This is a genomic window from Clostridiales bacterium (assembly GCA_014799665.1).
Classification (GTDB): Bacteria; Bacillota; Clostridia; order Christensenellales; family Pumilibacteraceae; genus Anaerocaecibacter.
In genome coordinates this window covers 1-5,539 of the sequence record JAAVHP010000015.1, presented here as the reverse complement: position 1 = coordinate 5,539, position 5,539 = coordinate 1, and the positions used below count along the sequence as shown (strand labels likewise).

8 protein-coding genes are annotated in these 5,539 nt (G+C 42.9%); all 8 read right to left on the bottom strand.

Features of this window, described 5'->3' with window-relative positions; all coding sequences use genetic code 11:
• Positions 1-323 (bottom strand): hypothetical protein (locus HDT28_07395; GenBank protein MBD5132391.1); only part of this gene is annotated, 323 nt, incomplete at its 3' end.
• On the bottom strand, positions 310-894 hold the full coding sequence (locus HDT28_07390; protein ID MBD5132390.1) for a DUF4230 domain-containing protein: 585 nt from the start codon (positions 892-894) through the stop codon (positions 310-312). The genes HDT28_07390 and HDT28_07395, both read right to left, overlap by 14 nt.
• Before the next feature lie 8 nt (positions 895-902).
• Positions 903-1,103, bottom strand: a complete 201-nt coding sequence (locus tag HDT28_07385) for a hypothetical protein (protein MBD5132389.1) — start codon at positions 1,101-1,103, stop codon at positions 903-905.
• Between the two features lie 30 nt (positions 1,104-1,133).
• The gene (locus HDT28_07380) at positions 1,134-1,817 is read right to left on the bottom strand and encodes an ion transporter (GenBank protein ID MBD5132388.1); all 684 of its coding nucleotides are present in this window, start codon (positions 1,815-1,817) and stop codon (positions 1,134-1,136) included.
• A gap of 134 nt (positions 1,818-1,951) precedes the next feature.
• Positions 1,952-2,254, bottom strand: coding sequence for a hypothetical protein (locus tag HDT28_07375; GenBank protein ID MBD5132387.1), 303 nt, complete (start codon positions 2,252-2,254; stop codon positions 1,952-1,954).
• A gap of 34 nt (positions 2,255-2,288) precedes the next feature.
• A complete protein-coding gene (locus HDT28_07370) occupies positions 2,289-2,510 on the bottom strand; it encodes a hypothetical protein (GenBank protein ID MBD5132386.1) in 222 nt (73 codons plus the stop codon).
• Positions 2,511-2,926: 416 nt separating this feature from the next.
• The gene (locus HDT28_07365; protein MBD5132385.1) at positions 2,927-4,138 is read right to left on the bottom strand and encodes a hypothetical protein; all 1,212 of its coding nucleotides are present in this window, start codon (positions 4,136-4,138) and stop codon (positions 2,927-2,929) included.
• Between the two features lies 1 nt (position 4,139).
• Positions 4,140-5,174: a hypothetical protein gene (locus HDT28_07360; protein ID MBD5132384.1), complete on the bottom strand. Its 1,035-nt coding sequence runs from the start codon at positions 5,172-5,174 to the stop codon at positions 4,140-4,142.
• Between the last annotated feature and the right edge of the window lie 365 nt (positions 5,175-5,539).

Below are 5,539 nucleotides of genomic sequence, written 5' to 3'. Positions count from 1 at the left end.
TCATATAAGTCAACAATTTCCGGAGAAAGCACAATTTTCACCGTATCACCGTCAGAGTCCATCTGCATATTCTCAAGGTCGAACGACACGCTGCCCTTCTGTTTCTGGACGGCGAACATAACCTTATTGTTGATTGTGTCTAGAATAGGCACTTCGCTGTAGATGTCAATGGCGCACAATTGTGCCATAGTCTCGACCTTGCTTATCTGACCCTTGCTTACATCTATGGATTTCTTTGGCGAGGCAAAAGAGAAATATAAGCCGATAGCTATAACTGCAATTGCAACGACTGCAATCAGAATGAGTTTCTTATTCTTTATCATGACTGTCTGGGTTTGATGAGGGTTTGAAATCGATACTTGCTGTATATCCGTTAGCTTCGAAGATAGTCTCGAAGTATTTACGGGCTTTTCTCTTGGCCGCGTCTGTCAGCTGTTGCTTGAACATGGGGTTTTCCTCGACCTCAGTTTTGAATGAGGCATTCGCCTTCTCCTTGATTTCAGCCCGCTCCTTTGAGTCAAGGTCTGACCTCATCATTCCGATATTCTCATACTCTTTGCGCATCTCCATATCGCGGCCTGTGATTTCAGTCATTACCGGAGGCAATGTTACCTTAACGGTCTTTGCATCCTCATCAAAAACGAGGTCGTCCATCTGCAATGCTGAAAGATCCACATAAGCACGCATATATGAGTCATAGGAATAGACCGCTATTCTCTTACCCATCGTGTACCAATCGGAACTTTCCATTTTTGCGGTCTTGGTTATTGCCATGGATGCGAACACCATCTTGTCAACCGATTTGATCTCCTGATAGAGTTCCTTGTTGTCGTTTTTCGCACACGATGACAGCAACGCCGCCAACGCACACATAGTTAATAATTTGAATTTCATATTATCGTTTATTTGATGTTTACAGCCATAGAAAAGCCACGGCTGGTGTCGGCACCGGGGAAATTGGCTTGAATCCACTGAGCCTGTTTGGATTTATTTCCCATCAATTGGGAATAGTATCCGGTTTCTGATGAAGAACATTCGATTGTGCGAGTGAACGGCTTCGGACCATTCATCTGATACACTCCTTTAATTGTTACTTTTGCCATGCTGTTGAATTTATTAAGTTCTATGATTTGTTAAGAAATTTTGTTAGTTTCGTCGGTTCCTGTATGCTTTTTTATCTCCTCAATAAGTCCGGATGTAATGACGCTTGACACTGTGGCTATTATTCCTATTCCGAAAATCATGGAGCAGATGGATATGATTTTACCCAAAATGGTAATTGGATAGATGTCACCGTAACCTACAGTTGTAAGTGTTACTACAGACCAGTACACGGCATCGAAGAAAGTGGAGAAGGTTTCCTGACCTGTTGATGGATTAATGTGAGGCTCAACATTATAGATCAGCAACGCCGAAATGAGGATATAGAGAAAAATAAAGATGCCGATGGTTTTGAGTACATTCTTGTTACTCTGAAATACCCGCAGTAGCATATCGTCCTTTGTGGAATATCTTGTGAGTTTTATCAAGGCCACTATTCTTACCAGCCGGAAGAGCTTGAAGAGCGAGAATTTGTGACTAACCATTCCGAAGATAGGTAGTATAGACAGAAAGTCCACCATTCCCATGAACGAAAAAGGGTACCGACGCCACCAAGGGCGTCCGATCTTGTACTTGTCAACCGGTGATACGTAGCACCTGGCAATGAAATCCAGCAGGAACACAACCACTGTAACCCAGGATAAGCAGTCGAGCCACCAGTTGCTACCGCCAAGAAACATCAGCGGCACAAGGCTGAGCACAATCGTAGCTCCCATACAATAGTCGTAAATTCTACTGACGCGAGATTCACCACGGTCGGCATTGATTATTTGGGCTAACTTATACCTAAGGTCGGATGTCTGCATAGGTGTAGGAATGTAGGAAAGTACTTGATTTGATATGCGGCATGTCAATCAAGTTCCATCTTTTCACGGTATGACTTCAGCGCGAGTTCCGTCAAGAGTATGGCTTCGATGAGTTTGTAGAGACTGTTATCCTTTATCTCATCCAATGCTTTTTTGAGGTTATCGAAAGAATTTCGACCGCCCCTTAATACCCCTGCCCTAGTCATTTTCACAAAGTCAGACTCATCTTCAATATCCGTTATTAGTCGTTGAACATCATCACAAGCCTTTTCAAGATTATATTCCACATCATCGAGTGTTTCTTCTATAACCGATAGTCGTTCTATAGTTTTCTTGATTGATATCATCTTCTCTTTTATACACGCTGTTGATTCATTTAGATTATATATCCCATTCGCCCCCTTCTGCGAGCATAGTAGAAACTTTACCTATGTCCGCAAGATCCTTGAATGGACTGGAAGCTGCAAGAGAGTTAATGGATTGAAGTGTCTGAGCCACTAATGTGTTGTCACCGTTTCCCAAGGCTTTGTCAAGCACCGAGAAATAATTATCAAACAATCCGGCTCTTTCATCAAAAGATCGTTTGAGATAATCACGCACCATGTCAGCCATTGCGTTGATTTTTGTAATTTCGACAGTGGCATTAGCACGAATTTCAGCTCTTATAGTTTTTTGCTCCTCACAAAAGCGCATTGTCTCATTAGCCTGACGAGCCATTTTTCCTATCATAGCCGTAACATCTCCGGGGACTTTCAAATATCCCACTCCTGCTATTGCAAGATCAATGCCTTCTGATTCTTTATATTCAGATTCCACACCCTCCTCATCTTGCAATACACTATCTTCCCCCTTATCTTCTGACTGAGTTTTTGAGTCTTCCAATAAAGCTGTTTTTGATGTAGAATCTTTAACGCGGAAAGTTTCGACAACTGTTTGCACAGTTCCAATAACCTGCTGCCCTTTTGATATGATGTCAGGCACTTGAGATGCCAGTTCCTGAATCTTCTTGAAGTCTAATTTCATGCTAACTGATGGTTTAGGATTTTTTGAGTCTTATCAACCATAATGAGTGACTGCTTGTTGAGATTTCCGTTTTCATCAAGCAAAGGTGTTTGTGCCAGTTCACTCATTGATTTCACAAGGATAGCCGCACGCTGGAATGTCTTTGCATGTTCAGGATTAAGGGGAGAGAAAATTGGAACTATGACTTCCAATTCATCCAACGCAGGAATTATACGTCCTTCAAGTCTGGAGGTGACTGATAGTAATTCATCACTCCTCATTACCACTCCCTTCATTATCTCAGAGGCAGCCAAAGACTTCGCCTGCCACGTTTCAACATCTGCAAGATACTTTTCTGCATCAGTATGTTTCTGTGAGTATATCTTCCCGGCAACAATGCCAACTGAGGCAAGTGCAAATATTCCAGTAGCTGCCCAAGTAATGCCGGCTAAAACAGTTGTACCCGCAGCAACACCACCACCTCCGGCAGCTACTGAACCTCCTCCAAGCCATGCAAGAGTTGCCTGTCGCGCAGCAGCTCCAGACAATTGGCTTATTGCAGTGCCGGTACTTGCTGAACAGAGAGCTGCGACTGATGCATTGACAGCAGCCGGAACGCCCGCTAAAGCAGCTGCTGCAATACTACCCCCGGCAGTTGCTGTGGCCAGCAGATTGGAGCCATTCATTTCCACACTCTCAAGTTCCTTGAAGTCAGATTCTCCCAAAGACAGAGAGGAGGACAGTTCATACACTTTCTCCTTGACGGAGTTATTGAGTGATTCGACAATTTTTATGAAGCGTCCAACCGTGGTTTTAAGGATCTCACAACGAACGCGCCCAAATGTCTCCAATCGAGTATTGGCGAGAAAGCGTACATGCTCTATTTGTCGAGTAGTTTCTTCCATGATTTTATCTGCTTTCTCTTTCTTTTCATTTGCAGCCTTCCGATTCTCGTAGGCGGTTACGCCGGATACAAGTTTTCCCATATCCTTAGCATAATTGCCAACGTCCTCCATAGTGAGATTCTCTACATTGGTCTTTATTTCCGATGTCTTGGTTGAGACAAAATCAGATGTGTTGGAAATAGCTTTTGATCCGGCATCTATTGCCGAATCAACCAATTCTCCAATTGTTTTTTCTTTTATGGATTTAGCGGCATCATCATATGCCTTGGAAGCTGCCGCAGCAGTTTCCTTTGCTTTCTTTGCTATATTGTCAAGAAGTCCCATATCAGTCAAAATTGTTAAGTAGTTTGTCAATCCATTTGATTACCGAAGCGCGGGCGCGATCATTGATAGGAAGTTGCAAAAGGAGAGTATCCTGCTTTACACCATAATTTGATATGGGCAGCTCACGCCACCAAGTGCCGTAGCGGCGTGCCCCGCCATAATTGTCCTTGAGCTGTTGAGAAAACTCAGTGTCATCACCTTTAGTCGCTTCAACAACATATTTACCCTTCTTACGATATACAGAAATCTGAACAGGCTTAGTGTCTGATGTGATTGTGAAGGAGTCGTTGCCATTCTTCAAAGTCCAACCCCGTGAAGCAAGTTCCTTGATTTTCGCATCCCAAGCTTGAATATTGGAACTACTAACTGCCTCTTCATCTTCTTTCTGTTCCTCCTCAGTCTCTTTCTCCTTTTGCTCTGCTGTAGGTTCCACCTGACTTCCGGCTATTGCATCAATGAATGTATCAAGTTTAAGAGTATTATTATCAGCAGTGCATGAGGGATAAAGTTCACTACGGAAAATGCCACTGATTCGGTTAAGAGCTTCTATCAACTTTGCAATCTCGGTTTTATCTCCATTCCCGGTGGTTCTTATTACCTCAATGACATTATCAATAAATGATTGCACAACTCCTGGATCGGCATGCATTTGGATAGCCATCGTATGAAAAATCAAAGCCTTCTTATTTTCTTCAGAATTTTCTATAACATAGTCGGACAATGCAGAAAGGAAGTTATTATATGTGGATAGTTTCTCTATAAAAACAGTTGAATCCCGACGCTCTTTCCTTTCAATAGCATGTTGCGACTCCACGAGTTGCTGTTGAAGGACCTGCTGTAGCTTAGTCTGCTTCTCTGCCAATTCAGCTTGCAGTTTGATCTGCTTCTCATCTAAATCCGCCTGTTGTTCAGATTGTCCTTTCAATAGTATGAAAGATGCAAATACAGTCATAATCACGCCTAAAACGGCTCCGATAATTGTTACCGGAAGATCCCGACTATCAACGAGCGCGATAGTTACCATTACTATAGCCAAAATTGCAATACAGAATACTATCCACCATGTCTTGGAAAACAATGGCTTAGAGGATTCATGTGCCATGAATAATTCAGTGCCGCCGGGCTCATCTCATTGGCTTTAGGTTGAAAAAAAAAGCGTGAGAGCCGTACTGTTGCTCGTTCCACGATTAGAGGCCTTCGCATTGCCCGGTATAGTTGAACGAGCAAACCTGCAGAAGCCTCACGCAGAATATGTATAGATACGCCAAAAACAAACACTCCCGTGCTTGATATTAGCGATATAAACATATCCACAAGGCATCTACTGTTTGCTACATTCTTGACTATACCTGAAAGTTGCGAAGTTTCTAATCGTCAAGAAAGAGCGTCGAGTAAACGCTT

Bases quoted from the DNA above. Each gene is read 5' to 3' on its own strand.
- HDT28_07370 (MBD5132386.1), bottom strand. From the start codon at position 2,510: ATGGTGCGTGATTATCTCAAACGATCTTTTGATGAAAGAGCCGGATTG.
- HDT28_07390 (MBD5132390.1), bottom strand. From the start codon at position 894: ATGAAATTCAAATTATTAACTATGTGTGCGTTGGCGGCGTTGCTGTCA.
- HDT28_07365 (MBD5132385.1), bottom strand. From the start codon at position 4,138: ATGGGACTTCTTGACAATATAGCAAAGAAAGCAAAGGAAACTGCTGCG.
- HDT28_07380 (MBD5132388.1), bottom strand. From the start codon at position 1,817: ATGGGAGCTACGATTGTGCTCAGCCTTGTGCCGCTGATGTTTCTTGGC.
- HDT28_07385 (MBD5132389.1), bottom strand. From the start codon at position 1,103: ATGGCAAAAGTAACAATTAAAGGAGTGTATCAGATGAATGGTCCGAAG.
- HDT28_07375 (MBD5132387.1), bottom strand. From the start codon at position 2,254: ATGATATCAATCAAGAAAACTATAGAACGACTATCGGTTATAGAAGAA.